Below are 23,492 nucleotides of genomic sequence, written 5' to 3'. Positions count from 1 at the left end.
TTATGCGTTTTCTGCTTGAGCAAGAAGATGTTGAGTAAAGCGGAATAGGTAGTGTGGACCACCAGCTTTCGGGCCAGTACCCGACAAGCCTTGACCACCAAACGGCTGTACGCCAACCACAGCACCAACTTGGTCTCGGTTGATGTAGCAGTTACCCACTCGAGCGTGTTTCTCAATCCAACGGTACGTGGTTTCGTTACGGCTATGGATACCCATCGTCAAGCCAAAACCCGTCTTGTTGATCTGCGCAACCACGTTCGGTAATTCAGAGGCTTTAAAGCGAACAATGTGCAAGATTGGACCAAATTGTTCTTCTTTCAGCACATCGATGCCCGAGATTTCAAACGCACTTGGTGAGACAAAGTCACCATGCTGGCACGATTCATCCAGCTGTAGCTGAGCGACTTTAGTCTGTGTTTTGCTCATTTGCTCAAGGTGAGCAAGGAGTTTTTGTTTTGCATTGCTGTCGATAACCGGACCAACATCCGTTTTGTGTAGGTAAGGTAAACCAACATGCAGCTCATTCATCGCACCTTGAATCAGGTTGATCATACGGTCTGCTACATCTTCTTGTACAAATAGAACACGAAGGGCAGAACAACGCTGACCGGCAGATGCAAACGCTGAACGAATCACATCACGCACCACCTGCTCTGGCAATGCAGTACTGTCCACGATCATTGCGTTTTGACCACCTGTTTCCGCAATAAACGGAACCGGTTTCGCGCTGCGCTCCGCAAGCGTGACGTTAATGCGTTGCGCAGTTGCCGTTGAACCAGTGAATGCCACACCAGCAATGGCATCATGAGAAGTCAGTGCATGACCAATCTCAGCGCCGCGACCAGTAAGTAACTGAATCACACCAGCAGGGAAACCCGCATCAAGCATTAATTCAATAGCGCGAGCGGCAATTAGGCTTGTTTGCTCAGCAGGCTTGGCAACCACTGTGTTACCCGCAATCAGTGCTGCCGTTACCTGACCAAGGAAGATAGCCAGCGGGAAGTTCCAAGGGCTGATACACACAAACACACCAAGACCTTCACGGCTAGAAATGCGTTTCACACCATCGAAACCCTCTAGCTCAAATGGCTGTAGGTTTTGCGCTTGTTTCGCGTAATAACGACAGAAATCCACTGCTTCACGAACTTCATCAATACTATCGTGAATCGTCTTGCCCGCTTCTTTGTGACAAATCGCCACCAGCTCAGCCAGATTTTCTTCCATTAAGTCAGCAAGCTTTTCTAAACAAGCCGCTTTTTGCTCAACAGGAACACCTTTCCAATCAGAGAAAGCAGTTTGCGCCGCATCAATTGCAGCGGAAACATGATCAAGAGTTGCAAATGCCACCTTGCCGACTTCAATTCGGCGATCGTACGGTGCGGTGATGATCTCAGCCGCATTTTCCTTGATCATGCTTTCGGCAAAACGCTCACCATTGATCATCGGGCCTGCAACCCACTGATTGTCCATGAAGCTTTCTACTTGCGCTTCAAATGGCTTCGCCTCACTGTCGATATCAATGTTGACGCCGTATGAGTTCTTACGCTCAGGGAAGATGTCGGCAGGTAATGGGATCTTGTCGTTGTGTAGCGTGTCAAAACCCGTCAACACATCAACAGGGTGATGAGTCAACTCGTAAATCGGACAACGCGCATCAACCAGACGGTGTACAAACGAGCTGTTTGCGCCATTTTCCAGCAGACGACGAACCAAGTACGGAAGAAGATCAGCATGGCTACCGACAGGAGCGTAAATACGTACTGGCTGACCATACATTTCCATAACATGGTTATACAGTGAATCACCCATACCATGTAGACGCTGGAACTCGTACTCTTTGTGCTCAGCCATAACGGCGATTGCCGTCACCGTGTGGGCATTGTGGCTTGCAAATTGCGGGTAGATATTACCGCGAACACCTTCGCTAAGTAGGAAACGAGCACAAGCTAGGTACGCAACGTCCGTCGCTTCTTTGCGAGTGTATACCGGGTAATTAGCGTAACCTGCTTGTTGAGACCACTTGATTTCGCTGTCCCAGTACGCGCCTTTAACCAAACGCAGCGGAATAAGGTCACCCTGCTCTTTTGCGAGTGCGTTTAGCCACACCAAGACTGGTAGAGCACGTTTTGAGTAGGCTTGAATAACCAAACCAAACTTGCCCCAACCTTTCACAAGATCGCTACGGTACACTTTCTCAAATAGCTTCAGAGAAAGCTCAAGGCGATCCGCTTCTTCTGCATCGATTGTGATTGCAACGTCGACTTCAATTGCACGTTTCAATAGCTGCATTAGTGAGTCATACAACTCTGTCATTACACGTTCTTCATTTGCGACTTCGTAGCGCGGGTGTAATGCAGAAAGCTTGATGGAAATCGAAGGCGCAGGACTGGTGTCATTGCCGTAAGTCTCTCGACCTACCGCTTCGATCGCCATTAGGTAATCTTTGAAGTACTTGTTCGCGTCCGCTGTAGTTAACGCCGCCTCACCCAACATATCAAATGAGTAGGTGAAACCTTTGTCGCGCATTGGGCGACCATTCTTTTGCGCTTCTTCGATCGTACGACCACGAACAAACTGGTGACCCATGATCTTCATTGCCTGATACATGGCTTTACGAATCACAGGCTCAGAGAATTTATTTACCAGACGGTTTACAGCCTGACCTGGGCTCTGGGTGCCTTGCTCACCAAGACCAACCACTTTACCTGTTAGCATGAGGCCCCATGTTGATGCGTTAACAAACACAGAGTCAGAGTTTTTCAGGTGAGATTTCCAGTCTGCGACGCTCAACTTATCTTTAATCAAAGAATCTGCTGTCGCGGCATCTGGGATGCGCATTAATGCTTCTGCAAGACACATCAGCAAGATACCTTCTTGAGTATCTAAGCTGTATTCCAACAATAGAGCATCTATCATCTGGATTGACTTCTTATCGGCACGAATGGCTTCGATAAGTTGGGTCGTTTGGGTAGTGATCGCCGATTTTTCATCCTCTGTCGGCGTCGCTAGTGGCAATAGTTGCTCTAGCCATTGAGACTCGTCCACCATATATAATGGCGAGATCAGTGACCACAACTTATCAAGCGGCTGCCCGATAAATTCCGGTGTCAACACGTTCGTAGCTGTAAACATGTGTGTTCCTCAATCTCACTCCTCGAAAACCGCTTCGAGGATTATCAATGGCTGGCAGTGTATTTTGAGGCCGATAAGAATACTTGTCAAAAACTACGACATTTTTGCCAAAAACTCGCTTTTATAACAAAACATCCACATAGTCACATTCAAATAGGTAATATTTTGTGTTGTAAATTTTAATTTTTTCATTGCAATCACAACAAAATGTCAAGAATATCAATAAGATTTTTGTGAAGCGTCCGTTCTAAGAGAAAATGTAGGATCAAGTGGCATATCAGTCACACCAAAGGACAGAGAATTTAACAAAACGAGAGATAGGTCACGTGAATAAAACACAAAAAAACCATGCATATTGCATGGTTTTGTTCTGATTGCTGCTAATTTGACCTAAAAATACGCGTTGTTATCCAACTTGTTTTTTATAGCGGGATGGCGATATTCCCTGTAAGCGAGTAAAAGTATGAGTAAACGTACTCTGGCTTGAGAAACCAGTGAATTCGGCAATTTGCCCTAAAGAAAGGTGGCCTTGCTCGATTAATTCACGAGCCATGTCGATACGCTTTCCGAGAACATATTGATGAGGTGTAATCCCCATCTGCTCCTTAAACAAGCAATGGAACTGACTTTCCCCAAGAAACACTCGTCCCGCTAACTGAGCCACACTGATTTTATGGCTAAGGTGCTGCTCGATGTAGCGATCAATCGCCTCCAAATCAAAGCGTGACTCTTTTCGGCTAGTCTCAAATGCCGAGATATGGCGCTGCATCAGTGCAATCACAGTGTCGTTGCACGCGCGACTTAACAGCAGATCATCCGGATGGTTTCGCATTTCCTGAACCAACATCTGTATCAGCTTCTGAATTTGACCGTCTAACTGAAAGTAGACATGGTCTCTCTCCAGATTATTGATTTTCTGCAGCATTTCAGGATCATCATTTGTCGGTTTTGGCATATTCAACACCAAAATATCCGATTGGTTAATAACGCCACCGAAAGCATGATCAGAGCATGCGGTTACCACACAACCTTGGCCAGGACCGACAAGATTACCTCGTCCACGCACTTCAAATTCGGCTTGTCCTTTTAAACCAATCACGATCTGTGTGTAAGAATGATCATGGCAATCCATATAAGACGGAAGTGTGATCAGTTCTGCTGGCTTAGGCAGCATAATCTCTTGATATGGCAGGGCTTTGGGGTTATCTGAATCACTCATTTTAAACAGTCGTCTTTACACGGTCAGCTTACGTCTTGGCATCATATACCTTCCTTGTTGGGTTGCAACTTTTCCCCAACTCAATCGCACAAGATCAAAACAGCATGATCAAGTTCGTTTACATGATCATAGTTCCGGAACGATGATCATGCGAGGTTAACTTACGGTCAATGAGCAACCAATTTTATTAACAAAAACGGATAGATAGAAGCACCTTACGTATACATAACCAATAGATATAAAGATCCTTGTTACCGAACAATCCGTTATTTGGTAGAACACTGCGGTTCAAAATAGATAAATCGCCTCATAAACAGATCAAAGCCACCTCTTGAAATCAACATAGAGGGATTTCCCCCCTTACTAATATGCTTCTGATTCAATACATTAGTCCTCGAGCTTTAAGATGCATACGATCTAAAGCTCTCGGTATCTCATTGATACCTCTAACTTACTTAGCAGACCCTCGCTAGGTAATTTAGAACCTCTTCTACACGTCGACAAGATTATATCTTGTGTTGCCAGCCCGTCTTCAGGCTGGCTTTTTTTTCGCTTCTCAACAATGAAAACAATGGCATAAGCTGATATTATAGCTTTCGTCTCACTGTCCCTCTCATATGACTTAGGCGCCGTTCTCCCTCTCGATGATGAACGCCAACTAAATTACAACTGAGTTGTAGGAAGCATGATCAAGGACGATACGAGTTGTAAGCCGAACATCAGGCGGACATCCGTGAGCGCACATATCTGTAATGAAACAGACCATTTTCCCAATTAAATTCTTCGTTCAATTTCGTTGTTGTTTATCACTGTGTGACGAAAATATCGAACACCATGAACTTAATTGGATTGAGCGCCAATCAACGAACGTGTTCTAGCAACGTGACTGCCTACTTGGCAATGTCAATATTAACAACGCAACACGGACGTCTCTGTATTGGTAAAAGCAGTATGTAGTGAGTCCTTTTGTGAATATTTCAGTCGATACCATAGAACAATCCCTCCTTAAACAGCTTCCAGGTTGTTGGGGATGCAAAGATAAAGATTCGGTATTCCGCTACGTAAATCAGGAATACGCAGAACTGTTGGGACACACGTCGCCCGAGGAGTGCGTCGGTAAAACTGATTTTGAGATGGCAAGTCCAACCACTGAATGTGCACAAGAATTTCAACGCCAAGATAAACACGTCATCGAAACTGGTGAGTCACTCAAAATTCTTGATATCCACCCTTATCCAGATGGCCGCTGGCGAGCGCATATCTTTACTAAAACACCGTGGCGAGATGACAATGGTAACATCGTAGGGACCATTTTCTACGGAAGAGAGCTCACCGACACCGCCGTGATTGAAGTTGGGTATTGGGTTTGTCGTGCAATCAGCACCAACCCTAATCAGCAATCCATCTTTCGTTTCTCTGATTTACAACCAAAACCTGAGAAGCTCACATGTCGCGAGCAAGAAACGCTTTTCCTCTTGCTCTACGGCAAGAAGCCACAATTCATCTCTCAGGTCATGGGCATATCAACAAAAACCGTTGAAGGTCACGTCGCACGCTTACGTAATAAGTTTGCAGCGAACAGCAAGAACGAACTAATAGATAAAGCAATGGAAGCTGGCTACGGCTCTGTTGTACCCAAAACTCTGCTTAAGCATCAATTATCGGTAGTGTTGAATGGAGAGCGATAATTCACGCCACTTTCCACCTACAAAAACACCGCCCAAGTGGGCGGTGTTCGTTTATTCATGAGGCAAGAGAGTTTATGGCGCAAGACGGTCAATGTCCCAACTTCCATCATGTTGGGAGAAAAGAAAGCGGTCATGAAGACGGTGTTCACCACCCTGCCAAAACTCAATACTCTGTGGTTTTACGCGAAAACCACCCCAAAAGGTTGGAACCGGTATTTCACCCTTAGCAAATTTCTGTTTTAGCTCTAAAAACTTACCTTCTAATACGCCTCGAGCAGAAATACGGCTACTTTGCTTGCTCGCGATTGCGGCTAATTGGCTCTCTTTTGGACGAGAAGTAAAGTATTTCATATTTTCTACTGCGGTGAGCTTTTCCGCCACACCAGTAATATGAACCTGGCGCTCTAACGGATGCCAAGGGAAGTGCAAACTAATATTGCAGTTATGCTCAAGCTGCTGGGCCTTGCGACTGCCTAGGTTGGTGTAAAATACAAAGCCATTTTTGTCGACGTTTTTCAATAGAACAATGCGTTGAAACGGCATGCCATTTTCATCAACCGTTGCAACTGTCATCGCAGTCGGATCCGTTAAACCCGCTTCAACTGCTTGCTCTAGCCACAGATTAAATTGATCAATAGGATCAGCTTTCAAATCTTTACGACGTAGCCCACCTTTGGTGTACTCACGACGAATATCAGCAAGTTCCATCTTTACTCCTTCACTCGTTTTTGTCGATTGTGCTCCCGATACTGAGGAAATACAAGGACATCATTGTGCTTGTTATCGTTGCCGCTCACAGCATCACAGTGTGTCATTTGATACCATGACACAAAAAACCAGTGAGCTGATCGTGAACTTACTCAACCCTAAAGCCCTACGCCATTTTCTATTGCTACTGTGTGCCGTTGGCATTTCAGGGCTTGCGCTTACTCATCATTACGCAACTCAATACCAACATGATCAGTGGCAACAAAAGCTAGAGAGACAAGCAGCGCAAGTGTCGCAAGAAGTCGACTACGAGCTGGCAAAGTTTGAACAGATACCAAACCTATTAAGTCACGATCCGAGATTACTCAAAGCAGTAGAACGCGGAGCGCCCTCTCACGAGCTCAACCTATTGTTAGCAGATTGGTTGAAACAAAGTTTGGCCGATACGATTTACGTTCATGACCGCACAGGGTTGGTCATTGCCTCAAGTAACTTTCAGCAAGAAGATACGTTTGTTGGTTCCAGCTTTAGCTATCGTCCCTATTTTAAAAATGCGCGACGCGGTGAACCTGCTCAATATGTCGGGTTAGGCGTTCGTTCAAATAAACGTGGGTACTTCTTCTCATCTCCGCTTTGGGTAAATGATGAGGTCGTTGGCGTGATCACGGTAAAAGTGAATTTGGAGCAGTTGGAACAGCGTCTTTCGCAAACCACGACGGACGTACTCATCACGGATAAACACAATGTCGTGTTTATGAGCAATTTGCCTAACTGGCGCTATCGTGCACTTTTCCCGCTGTCACCGAGTGCGATAAACGAGCTTACCGAAACGCGTCAGTATGGCGATACCTTACCAGAGTATTTTGGTGAGCTTACCGCGCAAACTGGCGTCAGCGAGTTTGCTGATAATCAATTGCTCCTCTCACCCAATTACCTCGCATACGCGACACATTTATTGGATAAAGGATTTCGCGTCGTTGCCTTGATAAACCACAATACCGTCCTTGCCGCCGTTTTACAGGCTGATATCGTCTTCCTGATTCTATATGCGCTCATTGCGCTGATTGCGTTGGCGTGGTTCCAAACACTCGTGAACAAGGCACGCCTAGCCGACCTTAATGTGAGCCTAGAAGAAAAAGTGGTGCAACGAACCTTAGTGTTGAGTGAGGCCAACCAAAAGCTACAACAGACCATCCGCCAATATGAGCAAAGCCAACAAGAGCTTAAACAAACACAACAAGAGTTGACCCAAGCCGCGAAATTGGCATTGTTGGGAGAACTTTCTGCCAGTATTAATCATGAGATAAATCAGCCACTTTCCGCACTAAGAACCTATACCGAAAACTCGCAGCGTTTGTTGGCAATGGAAAAATACCCAATGGTCGCCGACAACTTGGGCAAAATGCTGACACTCAATGACACCATTTCGGAAGTGATCGCTCGCTTAAAAGTCTTTACTCGGAAAGCCACGCACGATTCACACAATGAAATCGCGGTACTGCACGACGCAGTACATACTGCCACCAGCATTTTGAGCAACAAACTCATTAAACAAGGGGTGACATTAAAAGTCCCAGCCATCGATTATAATGTGAAGCTAGCAATTCACAGCGTTGAGTTAGAGCAAGTTCTGATCAATCTCTTCCACAACGCTGCACAAGCGATGGAAAACTACTGCATTGATCCGCAAATATCTATTGCCGTTCAGTGTTATGATGACAGCTGTGACATTCTTGTTTCCGACAACGGGCCCGGCATGTCGGACGAAGCCCTAGCAAAAGTCTTTGACCCATTTTTTACGACTAAGCCAGAGGGCTTAGGATTAGGTTTGACCATCTCCAAACGCATTTTAGAAAGCTATCACGGTTCACTCAGTGCTTATAAACATCAGAACACGGAACAACAAGCAGGAGGCATGACCTTTATCGTGACACTGCCAATCGCTATCCAAAACCAACGCAACCCAGAAGTGGAAAACAACCATGAATAATCCCGTTTTCTTTGTTGATGATGAACCACATATTCGTGATGCCGTCGCTCAAGCACTGCTTATTGAAGGGATAGACGTCACCTGCTTACCAAACGCCGTGGAAGCCTTACGCATTATCGACCCAAATACGCCAGCGATCATCATTACCGATATCCATATGCCTGTGATGGATGGATTGGAGTTCATGCGAACGTTGCGAAGCAAAAACGATCACTTTCAATTTATCGTACTTACCGGACATGGAGATGTGAAAACCGCGGTGGATGCCATGAAAAGCGGCGCGTACGACTTTCTCGAAAAGCCTTTTTCAACGGAACAACTTATGAAGTCGCTCAATAATGCTGGCGATAAGTTGAATCTATTGCAGGAAAACATCTGGCTTAAGAAAGAGCTCGACATGCAAACTCATGTTGGTCCGAAAATGATTGGTCACAGTAAAGCCATGGTGAGCATTCGTCGCGCTTTGATCAGCACACCAACGAACCAGCCGATCATTTTTGTTGGTCAAGATGGCACAGGTCGCCGGCTCGCCGCACAATTTGCCCACGACATACATGCAACGCCAGACAGCGAGTTAATCGCCGCTTCTGGTGAGGATCTCTATGAGCTTTCATTAGAAGCCCTCGATAAAGCCATACATCGCTTGATTGAAGGAAAAAGCCATTGCAGCTTGTACTTACATAGTGCTGATCATGTGTCACATGAACAATGGCGATGCTTATTTAACCACCCGAAACTTGAGCGTGTTTTTGGTGCGACAACCCAAGTCGATCCGTCTATCAAAGCCCTGGCTACTCTAATTCACTTGCCGACACTCGATGAAAGAAAGGAAGATATAGGGCCTTTATATAAGCACTTTGTACGCCACGCAGCGAGCCGTTATCAGCTTCAACCGCCACACATTAGCTTAGAAGAAGTCAAACATCTGACCGATTTAGAATGGCCAGAGAATATTAAGCAGCTGCGCCAATTTGCAGAACTTCGCGCACTCAAACCAGATACCTTCCGAATGGAAGATTGGAACAGTGAAAAAAGTATCGAAATTCAGAGTATGACTCAGCGCACAGAATACTTTGAATATTGCTTATTATTCGATGCACTACAAAGACACCGAGGCAGACTCAAAGAGGTTCAACTAGAATTACAGGTATCACGCAAAACCTTGTACGACAAACTAAAAAAACATCAGTTGGATAAAACCAAGTTCAAGGCGCAATAGCCATACTCTGACGATATCTTCACTTTTCTTTTGCTAGAGAAGCATTGAAAACGCTCATTCGGAGAGAGAATGGTCTTCGTCTCATATTTTTATTCGCCGAGCATACTGACATGATCGGTTAATAATAATAAGATCAAAAAGATAATCAGCATTTATATAAGCAGGGACTGTGATGAGCCGAGATAACTACAACAAACTCAACAATGAAGAGTTGGATTTTGTTGACGACAAAACTGCAGCATTGCTCCTCAACACCCCCAATAGCGCACGTTTGATGCTCTGGGTGATGGTGTTGTTTTTTATTGCTGCAATAGGCTGGGCATCTTGGGCTGAAATAGACCAGGTCACTGTTGGTCAGGGAAAAGTCATTCCCTCTTCACAGATTCAAGTTGTCCAAAACTTAGAAGGTGGCTTAGTCAAAGAAATTTTAGTCAAAGAAGGTCAGTTGGTTGAAAAAGGTCAGCAGTTACTTCTTATCGATGACACTCGCTTTCGCTCTGATTTTCGTGAGCGTGAACAACAAGTTGCCAACCTAACTGCGTCTGTGCTGCAACTCTCAGCTTCAATCAACAGTGTTGCCGTGAATCGTGATTTTGAAACGGAAAACTGGCGTCAAAGCGTAGTACTCGATTATGGCAAACTGACCTTTCCACCAACTTTAGAAGAAACTCAACCGAAACTCACTCAGCGCCAGAAAGCTGAATACCGCGAAGATTTAGACAATTTACGCAACCAACTTTCGGTGATTGACCAACAAGTTCAGCAAAAGCAGCAGGACTTAGTAGAGATTGAAGCGCGAGTAAGGAACTTACGTCAAAGCTATCAATATGCGAAGAAAGAATTAGACATCACCAAACCGTTGGCTGATGAAGGTGTTGTGCCTCGTATTGAATTACTCAAGTTACAACGCCAAGTCAACGACACCCGCCGCGAAATGACTTCCAGTGAGCTCAAAATCCCGGTATTAAAATCAGCGATTCGAGAATCCATGCTTAATCGTATTGATGTTGCGCTCAAATTCCGTTCAGAACAGCAAGAAAAGCTCAACAGCGCCCAAGACCAGTTATCTGCCTTGGTTGAATCAGCAGTGGGTTTAGAAGATAGAGTCAATCGAACCGTTGTGAACTCGCCAGTCACAGGCAAAATCAAAACGCTGAACATCAACACCGTTGGGGGAGTTATCCAGCCAGGCATGGATATCGTCGAAATTGTACCAACTGAAGATACGTTATTAGTAGAAGCGAAAATTGCGCCAAAAGACATTGCATTTTTGCGCCCAGACCTACACGCCATCGTGAAGTTTACGGCTTACGACTTCACTAAATACGGCGGCTTAGAAGGTGAGTTGGAGCACATCAGCGCAGATACAACCCAAGATGAAGAAGGAAATAGCTTTTACATCGTTCGTGTCCGCACCGATAAAACGAATTTTGGTCAAGATGCAGATTTACCAATCATTCCAGGAATGACGGCATCGGTCGATATCATCACAGGGAAGCGAACCGTTTTGGAATATCTACTTAAACCGATTTTAAGTGCCAAAACGAACGCCTTGAAGGAGTAAATCACACCAAGGTACTCACAACGGCGAGTATTGAGCGATAAGTGATTAAATAAAAAGCACTTGTTTCTCACTGACGAACCCTTTAGAAGAGTATACTTGTGATATGAGTCGAATATGCGATCCAATTTGAAGCGTAAAGTTACATTATTAATCAGTTTAAGTTGTTTTTCGTTCCAAATTGGTGCGTTAAGCAGTAAAGAACAACAATGGGTCAATACGGTCACAGCGGTGTACGGCGAACGTGCGGGATTGCGCGTAAATACATGGCGAAAAAACCTCGACTTATTTAAACAATTAGAGACACATGAACAGCTCGCTGGCGTCAACGACTTTTTTAACCAGCTGTATTTTGTTGACGACATAAAACTGTGGGGAAAGACAGATTATTGGGCTACGCCACTCGAATTTTTAGGGAGTAATGCAGGGGATTGTGAGGATTTCACCATCGCCAAGTACTTCTCGTTACTCGAGCTAGGAATACCAGATTCTAAGATGCGTTTGATCTACGTAAAAGCCATCGAACTGAATCAGTTTCACATGGTATTAGCTTACTACCCAACCCCAAGCTCTGAGCCGCTCATTCTCGACAATATCAATCCTGATATTGTCCGAGCCTCTAAACGTAGCGACTTGCTACCGATATACAGTTTTAATGGTACAAACCTGTGGTTGATGAAGTCTTCTGCTAGCACTGGAGAGCTGGCAGGGAAAGCATCACGGTTGAGCCTTTGGAATGACTTACGCTCGCGCGAACGTAAGTTGCAGTTAAATAAACCTAAAATTAACTATGACGAGTGAGAAACATGACCCTATATAAGAAGCTTGTAGTGGGAATGGTTACGGTCTTTATACTCTTGTTGGCATCAGTATTCGTAATCCAATTCAACACGACTCGAGACAGCTTGGAACAACAGCAACGTTCAGAGGTCAACAACACCATTAACACCGTAGGTTTGGCATTGGCTCCTTACCTTAAAGACAAAGATAAAGTCGCGGTAGAATCCGTGATTAATGCTCTGTTTGACGGCAGCACCTATTCGGTTGTTCGCCTTACCGCTTTAGATTCTGACTACCAAATCGTGCGCACTTACCCGGTTAAACCAAGTACGGTGCCACAATGGTTTATCGACATGAATCTATTCAAAGCCATTCACGATAAGCGCGTAGTAACCAGTGGTTGGATGCAACTTGCTGAAGTGGAAATCATTAGCCACCCAGGAGCAGCTTACGAGCAGCTCTGGCAAGGCTTTATTGGTTTGTTATCTGCATTCAGTGTCATTTTCCTGGCTGGTTTAATTGCGATTTCGTACATCCTCCGTCGCTCACTAAAACCATTAGCGGCCATCGTGAAGAAAATGCATGAAATCGCTAATAACCAATTTGGTGAACCACTTGCTCGTCCAAGAACTAAAGATCTGATCGCGGTGGTAGATGGCATTAACATGATGTCTGCTCAAATTGAGCTGTCATTCAAAGAGCAAGCGAAAGAGGCACAACGACTGCGTGCTCAAGCTTACCTCGACCCTATCTCCAAACTGGGTAATCGCTCGTTCTACATCAACCAAATAGACCAATGGCTTGCAGAGCAAACGCAAGGGGGTATCGCGCTACTCCATGCAGAATACATTGGTGACATTTATGAGACAAAAGACTACCAACGCGCCGATGCCCACGTAAAAGAGCTGTCTCAACGTCTGAAAAACACCATTGATGTGCCGGGAGCTACCATTGCACGCCTGTCTAGTGATGAATTTGGTCTGCTTTTCCCACACATGGATGAAAGCGAACTACGCATTTTGGCGGACAGCATCGTGAACTGCGTTAACGGGTTGAACACTGATCCAACAGGTCTAGCCAAACCAAAAGCAGCCTTAGGTGTTGCGCATAGTAAAGACCAAAAAACGCGCTCTGAAATCTTATCTATGGTGGATAATGCGCTCTCGAAAGCCAAAGCTCAACCAGACAAAGCTTACGGCTTTATCGGCAGTGACACACCTTCTAACTTAATGGGTAAACAGCAGTGGAAAGCGCTGGTTGAAGAAGCGATTCATAGCGATTGGGTTAAATTCCGCTTCCAAGCAGCGAAGAACACTTGGGGTAAAGTGTTCCATAACGAAGTGTTCTCAAGCATCGAAAAAGAGGGCGAAACGTTCCGTGCCAACCAATATTTATTCGCACTAGAGCAGTTAGACGCCACCAATATTTTCGACCAATACGTTATTGAGTCGATGATTAAGATGCTAGAAAGTGGCGAGCTAACCGATCCTGTCGCGATCAATATTGCGCAAAGCAGCTTGTCTCAGCCATCGTTCATTCGCTGGACCACCAGCATGTTGGAAAAACACGCAAAAGTGGCCTCTAAGCTACACTTTGAAATTCCAGAGGAGTGTTTTATTGATCAGCCTCACCACACGGCGCTGTTATGTAATGCCATTCGCCAATCTGGGGCTGAGTTTGGCGTAGATAACTATGGACGTAACTTCCAGTCATTGGAGTACATCCAAGAGTTCCGCCCTAACTATGTGAAGCTCGATTACCTATTCACACACAACTTACACGACGAAAAACAGAAATTCACGCTAACGTCGATTTCTCGTACTGCTCATAACCTAGGCATTACGACTATCGCGTCGCGTATTGAAACTCAAATCCAGTTGGACTTTCTCACCGAGCATTTTGTTGAGGTATTCCAAGGATTCATCGTCGACAAGGAATAAAAAGGTTTACCACAGATGAAAGACCCTTTACTGAATTCGCTCATCTACGTTAGCCGTTACTATGGGTTAGCTAACTCGCCAGAAGCGCTGGTCAATGGCCTTCCGCTTTCAGACGGCAAGCTAACTCCATTTTTGCTACCAAGAGCAGCGGAAAGGGCCGGATTGGTTGCCAAGGAAAACCGTGCAGAGCTGGAGAACATCTCCAGCCTGATTCTGCCGGCAATCTTAGTTCTTAAAGGCGGTGACTCATGCGTTCTCAACAGCATTAACGCGGAGACACGCGAAGCCGAAGTCACCACCTTAGAAAGTGGAATGGTGCCAATCTCCATTCCATTAGAAGACCTACTTGAGCAGTACACTGGTCGCTACTTTTTAGTTAAAAAGCAATTCCGTTTCGATGAACGCTCTCCCGAGGTGCTCAAAACCAACGAAGGTCACTGGTTTTGGTCAACCTTGTGGCAGTCAAAACGTATCTACCGCGATGTTTTAATCGCCTCACTTCTCATCAACCTCTTTGCCGTTGCCGCCCCTCTGTTCACTCGTTTGGTGTACGACAAAGTGGTACCGAATCTCGCGTTTGAAACCTTATGGGTATTGGCAAGCGGCATCTTTGTTGTCTTTCTATTCGATTTCATACTCAAATCGTTGAGAAACTACTTTATTGATGTCGCAGGAAAGAAGTCTGACATTCTGATTTCCTCCAAACTGTTCAGCAAAGTGATGGGCATCCGAATGGAGTCCAAGCCGCCTTCGGTCGGCGCATTCGCTCGCCATCTTCAAGAGTTTGAGTCTATTCGAGAATTCTTCACGTCTGCAACCGTCAGTGCCCTAATTGACCTGCCTTTTGCCATTCTGTTCTTGGTGATTATATGGCTAATGGCTGGCGATCTTGTGTATGTTCCAATGGTCGGCGTGGTCATTTTGATTGTTCATTCACTACTGATTCAAGGACCGCTACGTCGCTCTATAGAGGAGGGGTCACGCTTAGCATCGCAAAAATACGCCAACTTAATTGAGAGTCTAGCGGGGCTAGAAACCGTAAAAATGCTCAGCGCGCAAAGCCAATTCCAATACCGTTGGGAAGAAGCGGTGGCGCACATGGCGAACTGGAACATCAAAAGCCGCCGCATTACCGACAGCATCCAGAACGCGGCTGGCTTCGTACAGCAAAGTAGTAACGTTGGGATGATCATTCTCGGTGTTTATCTGATTGCAGAAGGCGAACTCACCATGGGTGGCTTAATTGCCGCAACCATGTTGAGTGGTCGCGCCATAGGGCCTTTGGTTCAGTTGTCTTTGCTCTCAACGCGCTACAACCAGGCGAAGTCTTCTATGACGATTATCAATCAAGTCATGGAAATGCCGGATGAGCAAGAAGAAGGGAAACGCTACATCCATCGCCCAATAATCCAAGGTAAGATTGAAATTGATCGCGTAACGTTTCATTACCCAGACTCTCCTGTCGCGTCTATACGTAACATTTCTCTCACGATAAATCCTGGTGAAAAAGTCGCGATAATCGGTCGGATTGGTTCGGGTAAGACAACGTTAGAGCGCTTGATTATGGGCTTGTATAAGCCAACAGAGGGGCACGTACGTATCGATGATACTGATATTGCACAGCTTCATCACGTTGATGTTCGACGTAACATCGGCTGTGTGCCTCAAGATTCGAATCTATTCTTCGGTTCGATTCGCGACAATATTACCTTAGGTCGTCCACTAACCGATGACCGAGACGTGCTTGATGCAGCAAACCGTGCAGGCGTGACCGCATTTACACAATCGGATCCAGCTGGTTTAGAACGTCAAGTAGGTGAAGGTGGTGCGATGCTTTCTGGTGGTCAACGTCAAGCCGTCACGATCGCTCGTGCATTTTTGGGCCGTCCTCCCGTCCTACTCATGGATGAACCGACCAGCGCGATGGATAACCGCTCTGAAATGCATATTAAGCACCAGCTATCTCAGCTCAAACCGAGCGAAACATTGATACTGATTACGCATAAAACGTCGATGCTCGACATTGTTGATCGAGTGATTGTGATGGAGAAAGGCAGCATCATTGCTGATGGTCCTAAAGCGCAAGTGCTGAATGACTTGAAGCAAGGCAAAGTACGTGCGGTTAGCTAACCGAAATTAGCATTTACAAAAGAGAAAGGCCCCGTTTACACTCATGTTTAACGGGGCTTATTTTATTGAGAATCCAAGATAGTTAAGCTCTTCAAGCGCTATCCAAACGAGCACTAGCCCCACAATCACGACCAACATCATAATCGCCTTTTCATCTTCTTCCATTTGATAGATATCCTAGCAAGCCATTTCACTCAACACGTCTTAGGTTATCAGGACAAAAATCATATTCAGCACGTTTATACGCTCCTAGCCTCATACAATACCGGATATGAGATACAGCTCAAACATTAAACACTTTAAAACCGCATCAACTTTGGTTGAATATATGCGGTGAGCGCAAACAGAAGCAAAGCTCTGCACACTATAGATAAAACTCTACAACTCTCCGTAGGTTCTAGGGAGAAATTCCTAGGTAGAGAGACGAAAAATGGAGAGAGAAAATTTGTGATTACTTACATCAGAAAATCAGCTATAACAGCGGTTTTCTTAATATCGTCGAGTTGAAGAAATGAATGATTGGATCCATCTAGATCAAGTGAGCCAGTATTTCACCGCTGGCTCTCTCGGGTACAAAGTCTTAATGGGCATTATTGTCCTGATTGCTTATCGCATTCTGAAGAGAATCGTCAATCGAGCCATTTTAAACTTAGCGACCTCAAAAGGTGTAAAAAAGGCCCGCCTGAGTTTTATTCAGCGTTGTTTTAACGTCGTGCTTTTATTTTTAACCGCGTCTGTTTTTGCCATTATCACCGGGATTGGCTATGGCGATGTGTCATTGTTCCTATCGTCCATTTTCGCCGTATTGGGTGTGGCGTTTATTGCGCAATGGTCAATTCTGAGCAACATCACTGCCAGCTTTTTGATCTTTTTTGTCTTCCCATACCGAGTGGGCGATCGCATTAAAGTCGTAGACAAAGACGAAGACATCAGCGGCGAGATTCAAGAAATCAGTATGTTTCACGTGTTAATTAAGCACGATAACGGTAACTTGATCACTTACCCAAACAACCAGATTTTGCAAAAAGCAGTGCTAAAGCTGGCGAAAAACAAGCCAGAGCCAAGTAAAGCAAAATCTCGGATTTATACTCGCAGAAAGAAATAACCCACTAAAAAGCCGATGTATCTACATCGGCTTTTTAATATCACTTGGTAGTCACAAATAACCCAAAGTTAATGGAGAACAACAGTGAAGAGACAAAACGTATAAGCTGAAGGTCACCACTGTATTCTTTCATGATAAAAACATGACACATCGCCGAAACCAAAAGCGCCACTTTAACCAAAGGAAGCTTCTTATTTACGAACCTTAAATAAATACAAAAAATAGAGATGGTGCAAGCAAAGAAAAAATCGTCACTAGTTCCATCTTCCTTAAAATACAAGGACATGGTTTTAGTTAAGCTTATATTTTTAGCTTCATTATGAGCCACCCACTAATATTTAGCGAGATAAGGGCAGAAAAGAGGTAAAAAACAAGACTGACCGAAACAAAAAGTAGTGCATGCACTTTTTCTTCTAAGCTCTCTGGATGAACATTCATATCCACATCAAACACCCCCGCTATAAAGTGTGCAAATACCGTGGAAGAGGCTGTAGAAAGGCCTCCTACCATAATGATAATAATCCCTCGCCTTAAGAAACGATGAAATGTACTTTTCCCGCCTTGGATCAGGTCTGAGTTTACATATTTTAATCTATTTTTCCGCCTATTAATCATCACTAGTATCGGTACCTTTATCATTGTTTCCAAGAGAGTTTTCTACATTTTTAAGATCTTCCTTTAACGCTTTTATACACGATATTCATCGTCGTTGCATTCACTGTAGTTATGCCGTCGGCTTACCCTATAAGAAAGCTCTTTAGATACCAATTCGTACTTTATCTATCTCAAATCTCTTCTTGACCTCAACTTAGCTTGAGGTTTTAGCCTTAGTCGCACGATTAAAAATCAACAATGAAAAAAGGAACCATTGTGTCCAAAATTGCGATTATTTATTTCTCTAAAACCGACGTTACTGGTCAGCTTGCTCGCGCGATTGCCGCAGGCGTTGAACAACAAGGCATTAAGCAGCAAGATGAATGTGAAATCCTCTCTCACCGAATTGAAGGCAGTGAGATTATTGAGGGACGTTTTGTGAACCCTAAACTAATGGATGAACTTGCTGAGTGTGATGCGATTATCTTTGGCTCACCGACCTATATGGGCGGTGTAGCAGCGCAGTTTAAAGCATTTGCAGATGCAAGCAGTGAATCTTGGTATTACCAAAAATGGGCGAGCAAAATCGCGGCTGGCTTTACCAGTGGTGGGGCAATGAATGGCGACCAATCTTGCACATTACAATATCTACAAACGCTCGCTAACCAACACGGCATGATGTGGGTCGGGTTGGATAAGATCAGCAATTCTGGGGAGCAAAACCTGAATCGTTATGGTGTACAAGGTGGTATTGTTGCACAAGGTGGTGAAGGTGGTCAGTTGCATGCTTCTGATGTTGCAACGGCGGAGTATCTTGGCAAACGAGTCGCAATGCTAGTGGACAAGCTCTCCGCTCGCTAACAATAAACAGAAGCCCCGTAAGACACATCTTCGGGGCTTCTGTTTATCGCTTGTTTTGAGCGCTACTTCTTGATGTAGAGATCTTTCGAGTAGATGCGCCCTTCTACGTTATTCTTTGCAAAGCCACCCACGGTTGGACGAACCAAACGTGCTTGCATGTAGTAATAGATTGGCGCGATAGGCATATCTGTCGCCAGCAACTGTTCAGCTTGATCGTAAAATCCTTGGCGCGCTTTCTCATTAGTTGCAGCCAATGCACTGTTCATCGCGTTGTCGTACGCTGCATTGCTGTAACGTGCAAAGTTACCCGAAGAACCTGAGCGAAGTAAGCTCAGGAAAGTAGACGCTTCATTGTAATCACCGCACCAGGAAGCACGCATCACATCGAAATTGCCTTGTTTACGCGCCACTAAGTACGACTTCCACTCTTGGTTTTCTAACTCCACGTTTGCACCGAGATTTTTTTGTAGCATCGACGCTATCGCAACCGCGATCGATTTGTTTGCCTCACTGGTGTTGTACAGCAATTTAAAATCGAGCGGCTTGTCTTTGCTGTAACCCGCTTCTTTTAACAACTGACGCGCTTTCTCGTCACGTTGTTGCTGACTCCACTTACTGTATTCAGGCGGCGTCGCATCAAACCCGGCGGTGTACTGATGCGCAAAGGTATAAGCAGGAAGGTTGCCCACTTGCGTGACACCATTCGTAATCACATCACGCATGATGGAGTACGACACCGCTTGACGCACTCGCGCATCATCAAATGGCGGACGAGTGGTATTGAACGCGTAGTAATACGTGCACAGTAATGGCACCACCGTGTAAGCCTGCTTGTAATCTTGTTTAAGCTTCTGCGCCATATGAGTCGGCACATCTGACGTGATATCCAGCTCTCCTGCCGCATAACGATTGATCGACGCGTTTTGGTTTTCAAACGGAATGTAAGTCACTCTGTTTAAATGCGTATCTGCGCTGTCCCAGTAACTTGGATTCTTAACCAGTTCAATGCGCTCATTCACGACCCACTTATCCAATGTGAATGAACCATTGCCAACAAATTGGTCTGGATCGCTCCACGGCTTGTCGCGGTTTTCCACTGTCGCTTGATGCACTGGCATCATGGACGTGTGCCCAGTCATGGCAACAAAGTACGGCACTTGACTGTCCAACTCAAAACGTAGGGTGTATTTATCTACCGCCTTGATACCGAGCTCGTCCAAAGGCTTTTTGCCCTCTGCTACATCGGTGATGTTTTTGATCTTGGTGAGTTTGAGATACCAAACATTTGGAGAAGCAGTTTTCGGATCTACCGCTCGGCGCAGTGAATAGACAAAATCATCCGCCGTCACAGGCTCGCCATTCGACCATTTTGCGTCTTTGCGTAAGTGAAAAACAAAGGTTTGGTTGTCCTTGGTTTCCCATGATTCTGCCACACCGGGAATGATATTTCCGTCACGATCTTGAATCACAAGCCCTTCAAATAAGTCACGAATCACATGCATTTCTGGCAGACCTTCGGCTTTCGCTGGGTCAAGCGTCGCCGCCTCTGCGTCATTCGCACGTACTAAATGCTGTTCTGCGGCAAGTTGAATGCCTTTAGGTAAGGTCTCCGCAGCAACCGATGTAGCAAGAAAAGGGGTGAATAAAGAGGAAATCAGCAACGCCGTTGAATGTTTTTTAAAATCCATATCGTTTTTCGTTCTCCTAACGCGTCTTGTGAAGCAAGTGCCACAATTAACATTTCTACCGTTGACGAGTTTAAACGGTTCGGTTTAGCTAGGTTTAATTAGCTTAGATATTGATACTACTTCATCAATCAGGAGATTACGGTGAGTCTAATTCCAAGAACGGAAAGAGCGGCATTTTTAATTCGGCCAACAATATACGGTCAATCCGTGCTTGGTGCGCCATTACTGTATTTTCCGGCACAAGTCGAAAGTGCTTCGCGAGGTTTGATTTTAGCAGGCACTCACGGGGATGAGACGGCCTCGATTGCAGGTTTGTCCTGCGCGCTAAGAAGCTTGCCTGCTGAAAACTTACGACATGATGTGATTCTATCACTGAATCCGGACGGCAACCAGCTAGGCACACGCGCAAATGCAAACCAAGTGGACCTCAATCGCGCGTTTCCAACCCAAAATTGGACTGAGCATGGCACAGTGTATCGATGGAGTTCTCACACACCCGTTCGAGACGTAAAAGTGAAAACTGGCACTAAAAACCAGCTAGAGCCAGAAGTTAGCGCATTAATTAACTTGATTGAACTGCGCAAGCCAAAGTTTGTGGTGTCGTTTCATGAACCGCTTGCGTTTGTAGATGATCCCAAACATTCCAACCTTGCCAAATGGCTCGGCGAGCAGTTTCAACTGCCAATCGTTGACGATGTCGACTACGAAACACCCGGCTCATTCGGCACTTGGTGTAGTGAACGTGATTTACCTTGCATCACGTTGGAGTTACCGGCAATTTCTGCCGATCTCACCATTGAAAAGCATCTCCCCGCCTTTATTGCTTTACTGATGCACGATCCGGATCTTTAGTTCGCTGTTGGTTAAGCGATCATGTGAGGATCTGTTTGATGTCGGTACTGATATCGCTGATCAACTGACGGGCACTGTCGTCTCTTTGCTGAACCAAGATGATAAACAGCAAATCGGTGATCACGTTTTGCGCGGTGCGTGAAGCAATGGATGAGCTGCGATGTTCCGTTTCATTGGCAATCGTATCAAACGTAATATCGGCAATACCGCGCAAGCGGCTTCTCCCAGGAGCAGATAACGCAATCACCTTCGCGCCCTGCTCTTTTGCCGCTTCTGCCGCGACGAGAATTTCTTTGCGCTCACCCGAAAACGAGATTGCGATCTGAACATCTTCTGGAGAGAGCGTGCGGGCAACAGCAATCTGCACGTGGCTGTCTTGTTCAGAAAGCGCCGTAATACCAAGTTTAAGCAGTTTAAAGCTTAAATCCTTCGCGGTCAGTGCAGAGCCCCCAATCCCGACCACTTGCACTCGACGCGCTTCACTCAACCATTTCACCGCTTGGTGACAAGCTTCATAAGACAGCGCATTGGTGGTTTGAAACATAGCATCTGTTTTTGCTTTCACCAGTTTCTGTGAAATAACCGCGATAGGATCATCTGCCAAAATATCACTGTGCAACGGTGTCGACTGCATCGCATGCTTACGGCCAATCTCTTCATTTAGAGCTAACTTAAACTCGCTGTAGCCTTTAAAGCCAATACGCTGAGTAAATTTCACAATGCTCGATTGACTCACTTTTACTTGCGCCGCAAGTTCTTGGCTAGTGAGCAGCGCCGCCTTTTCTGCGTTTTCAACAATCCAATCGCCGACCAAACGACCACTTTGCGAAAGCTGAGTACGCCTCGCGACTATCTTATTGATAACTGACACAACAAAAACCTCAAAAAATTTAAATAAATTATTCCAAAACAAAAATAATTGGAGTTTGATTTAACTCCATGATTATTCTAACCAAGCCAGTTTATATCGGATGTAATGGACGTATATTTTCTCTCATTATTCCAAATTTCTCCTGCACAAAGAATAACCTCAAGTGTGATTTTTATCACCAAAACAGAATATTTTATTCCATAGAATCGCCCTCAGATTGAACATTACGAAGAGTGTAAAACATGAAAATTGATTTAAGCCGATTGATGACAGAAAGCCGTAATCCAGCCAGTGCAGAGATTGATACGCTTTCGACCATCGAGATGCTACAAGTCATTAATGAAGAGGATCAAAAAGTCGCGCTCGCGGTCAAAGCAGTGCTACCACAAATTGCAAAGACGGTTGATGCAATTACTCAAGCGTTCGCCAATGGTGGCCGTTTGGTTTACATGGGAGCTGGCACATCAGGCCGCTTAGGAATCCTTGATGCGAGCGAGTGTCCTCCTACCTACGGCACGCATCCAGATATGGTGATTGGCTTAATTGCTGGTGGACACCAAGCGATTTTGAAAGCGGTAGAAAACGCCGAAGACGACGCGCAAATGGGTCAAGACGACTTAAAAGCGCTTCACCTCACCAAGCATGACGTGGTTGTAGGCATTGCAGCGAGTGGCCGTACACCTTATGTACTAGGTGGTTTGGAGTACGCTAAATCCATCGGAGCTACGACCGCATCTATCGCCTGTAATCCAGAATGTGCCATGGCAAAAGCGGCCGACATCGCGATTCTGCCGATTGTTGGCGCAGAAGTCGTTACTGGATCTTCTCGCATGAAAGCCGGCACCGCACAAAAACTGGTGTTAAACATGCTCACGACAGGCGCAATGATTCGTAGCGGTAAGGTATTTGGTAACTTAATGGTGGATGTAGAGGCCACCAACGCCAAGCTCATCCAACGCCAAACCAACATTGTTATAGAAGCAACTGGCGCATCAAAAGAAGAAGCAGAGCGAGCATTAAATGCCTGCGATCGCCACTGCAAAACTGCCATCTTAATGATTTTGGCCGATTTGGATGCCGAACAAGCCAAATCACGCCTCGCCGCGCACAACGGTTTTATTCGCGCAGCACTAAATAATAACTAAATAATCCGA

Annotated in this window: 17 protein-coding genes; 11 read left to right on the top strand and 6 right to left on the bottom strand. The window is 45.3% G+C overall.

Going from position 1 to position 23,492, the window contains the following annotated elements:
- Together putA and NL644_RS00705 are read right to left on the bottom strand one after the other, a co-directional pair.
- Positions 1 to 3,132, bottom strand: coding sequence for a bifunctional proline dehydrogenase/L-glutamate gamma-semialdehyde dehydrogenase PutA (gene putA / locus NL644_RS00710; RefSeq protein WP_006740881.1), 3,132 nt, complete (start codon positions 3,130 to 3,132; stop codon positions 1 to 3).
- Positions 3,133 to 3,538: 406 nt separating this feature from the next.
- Positions 3,539 to 4,351 (bottom strand): AraC family transcriptional regulator, encoded by an 813-nt coding sequence (locus tag NL644_RS00705; protein WP_005392148.1) that lies wholly within the window; start codon positions 4,349 to 4,351, stop codon positions 3,539 to 3,541.
- Between the two features lie 968 nt (positions 4,352 to 5,319).
- Here NL644_RS00705 and NL644_RS00700 point away from each other — a divergent pair.
- Complete coding sequence (locus NL644_RS00700) at positions 5,320 to 6,039, top strand: PAS domain-containing protein (RefSeq protein ID WP_005392144.1); 720 nt, start codon at positions 5,320 to 5,322, stop codon at positions 6,037 to 6,039.
- Between the two features lie 72 nt (positions 6,040 to 6,111).
- Here NL644_RS00700 and pdxH read toward each other — a convergent pair whose 3' ends face one another.
- On the bottom strand, positions 6,112 to 6,747 hold the full coding sequence (pdxH, locus tag NL644_RS00695; protein ID WP_054866767.1) for a pyridoxamine 5'-phosphate oxidase: 636 nt from the start codon (positions 6,745 to 6,747) through the stop codon (positions 6,112 to 6,114).
- Positions 6,748 to 6,862: 115 nt separating this feature from the next.
- On the opposite strand from pdxH, the gene NL644_RS00690 reads away from it, so the two are divergent.
- From NL644_RS00690 to NL644_RS00660, 7 genes are all read left to right on the top strand, one after another.
- On the top strand, positions 6,863 to 8,737 hold the full coding sequence (locus tag NL644_RS00690) for an ATP-binding protein (RefSeq protein ID WP_253658292.1): 1,875 nt from the start codon (positions 6,863 to 6,865) through the stop codon (positions 8,735 to 8,737).
- Complete coding sequence (locus NL644_RS00685) at positions 8,730 to 9,956, top strand: sigma-54 dependent transcriptional regulator (RefSeq protein ID WP_253657865.1); 1,227 nt, start codon at positions 8,730 to 8,732, stop codon at positions 9,954 to 9,956. The genes NL644_RS00690 and NL644_RS00685 overlap by 8 nt, the downstream gene beginning before the upstream one ends.
- A 172-nt stretch (positions 9,957 to 10,128) precedes the next feature.
- Positions 10,129 to 11,520, top strand: coding sequence for an HlyD family type I secretion periplasmic adaptor subunit (locus tag NL644_RS00680; protein WP_005392136.1), 1,392 nt, complete (start codon positions 10,129 to 10,131; stop codon positions 11,518 to 11,520).
- A gap of 114 nt (positions 11,521 to 11,634) precedes the next feature.
- Positions 11,635 to 12,318, top strand: a complete 684-nt coding sequence (locus tag NL644_RS00675) for a transglutaminase-like cysteine peptidase (protein WP_005392134.1) — start codon at positions 11,635 to 11,637, stop codon at positions 12,316 to 12,318.
- Positions 12,319 to 12,323: 5 nt separating this feature from the next.
- Entirely contained in the window at positions 12,324 to 14,237 is a 1,914-nt protein-coding gene (locus NL644_RS00670) for an EAL domain-containing protein (protein ID WP_031780239.1), read from the top strand.
- 15 nt (positions 14,238 to 14,252) lie between these two features.
- Entirely contained in the window at positions 14,253 to 16,367 is a 2,115-nt protein-coding gene (locus NL644_RS00665) for a type I secretion system permease/ATPase (RefSeq protein ID WP_006740888.1), read from the top strand.
- A gap of 511 nt (positions 16,368 to 16,878) precedes the next feature.
- Positions 16,879 to 17,472: a mechanosensitive ion channel family protein gene (locus tag NL644_RS00660; RefSeq protein WP_012842403.1), complete on the top strand. Its 594-nt coding sequence runs from the start codon at positions 16,879 to 16,881 to the stop codon at positions 17,470 to 17,472.
- Between the two features lie 300 nt (positions 17,473 to 17,772).
- Here the strand turns inward: NL644_RS00660 and NL644_RS00655 are convergent, their stop codons facing one another.
- Positions 17,773 to 18,111 carry a hypothetical protein gene (locus tag NL644_RS00655; protein WP_104973199.1) on the bottom strand — a complete coding sequence of 113 codons (339 nt, stop codon included), beginning with the start codon at positions 18,109 to 18,111 and terminating at the stop codon, positions 17,773 to 17,775.
- A gap of 231 nt (positions 18,112 to 18,342) precedes the next feature.
- Here NL644_RS00655 and NL644_RS00650 point away from each other — a divergent pair, with 231 nt between their 5' ends.
- Positions 18,343 to 18,927, top strand: a complete 585-nt coding sequence (locus NL644_RS00650) for a flavodoxin family protein (protein WP_085342445.1) — start codon at positions 18,343 to 18,345, stop codon at positions 18,925 to 18,927.
- 62 nt (positions 18,928 to 18,989) lie between these two features.
- On the opposite strand, the gene NL644_RS00645 is transcribed toward NL644_RS00650, so the two are convergent.
- Complete coding sequence (locus NL644_RS00645) at positions 18,990 to 20,615, bottom strand: ABC transporter substrate-binding protein (protein ID WP_114322685.1); 1,626 nt, start codon at positions 20,613 to 20,615, stop codon at positions 18,990 to 18,992.
- 141 nt (positions 20,616 to 20,756) lie between these two features.
- Here NL644_RS00645 and mpaA point away from each other — a divergent pair, with 141 nt between their 5' ends.
- A complete protein-coding gene (gene mpaA, locus NL644_RS00640; RefSeq protein WP_031381642.1) occupies positions 20,757 to 21,467 on the top strand; it encodes a murein tripeptide amidase MpaA in 711 nt (236 codons plus the stop codon).
- Positions 21,468 to 21,486: 19 nt separating this feature from the next.
- Here the strand turns inward: mpaA and NL644_RS00635 are convergent, their stop codons facing one another.
- On the bottom strand, positions 21,487 to 22,338 hold the full coding sequence (locus NL644_RS00635) for a MurR/RpiR family transcriptional regulator (RefSeq protein ID WP_109169311.1): 852 nt from the start codon (positions 22,336 to 22,338) through the stop codon (positions 21,487 to 21,489).
- A gap of 242 nt (positions 22,339 to 22,580) precedes the next feature.
- On the opposite strand from NL644_RS00635, the gene murQ reads away from it, so the two are divergent.
- Positions 22,581 to 23,483, top strand: coding sequence for an N-acetylmuramic acid 6-phosphate etherase (gene murQ / locus NL644_RS00630; protein ID WP_114322684.1), 903 nt, complete (start codon positions 22,581 to 22,583; stop codon positions 23,481 to 23,483).
- Positions 23,484 to 23,492 lie beyond the last annotated feature (9 nt).

This window comes from Vibrio sp. Y10_XG_PY6 (assembly GCF_024181795.1).
Classification (GTDB): Bacteria; Pseudomonadota; Gammaproteobacteria; order Enterobacterales; family Vibrionaceae; genus Vibrio; species Vibrio diabolicus.
This window is presented reverse-complemented; position numbering and strand designations above follow the sequence as displayed.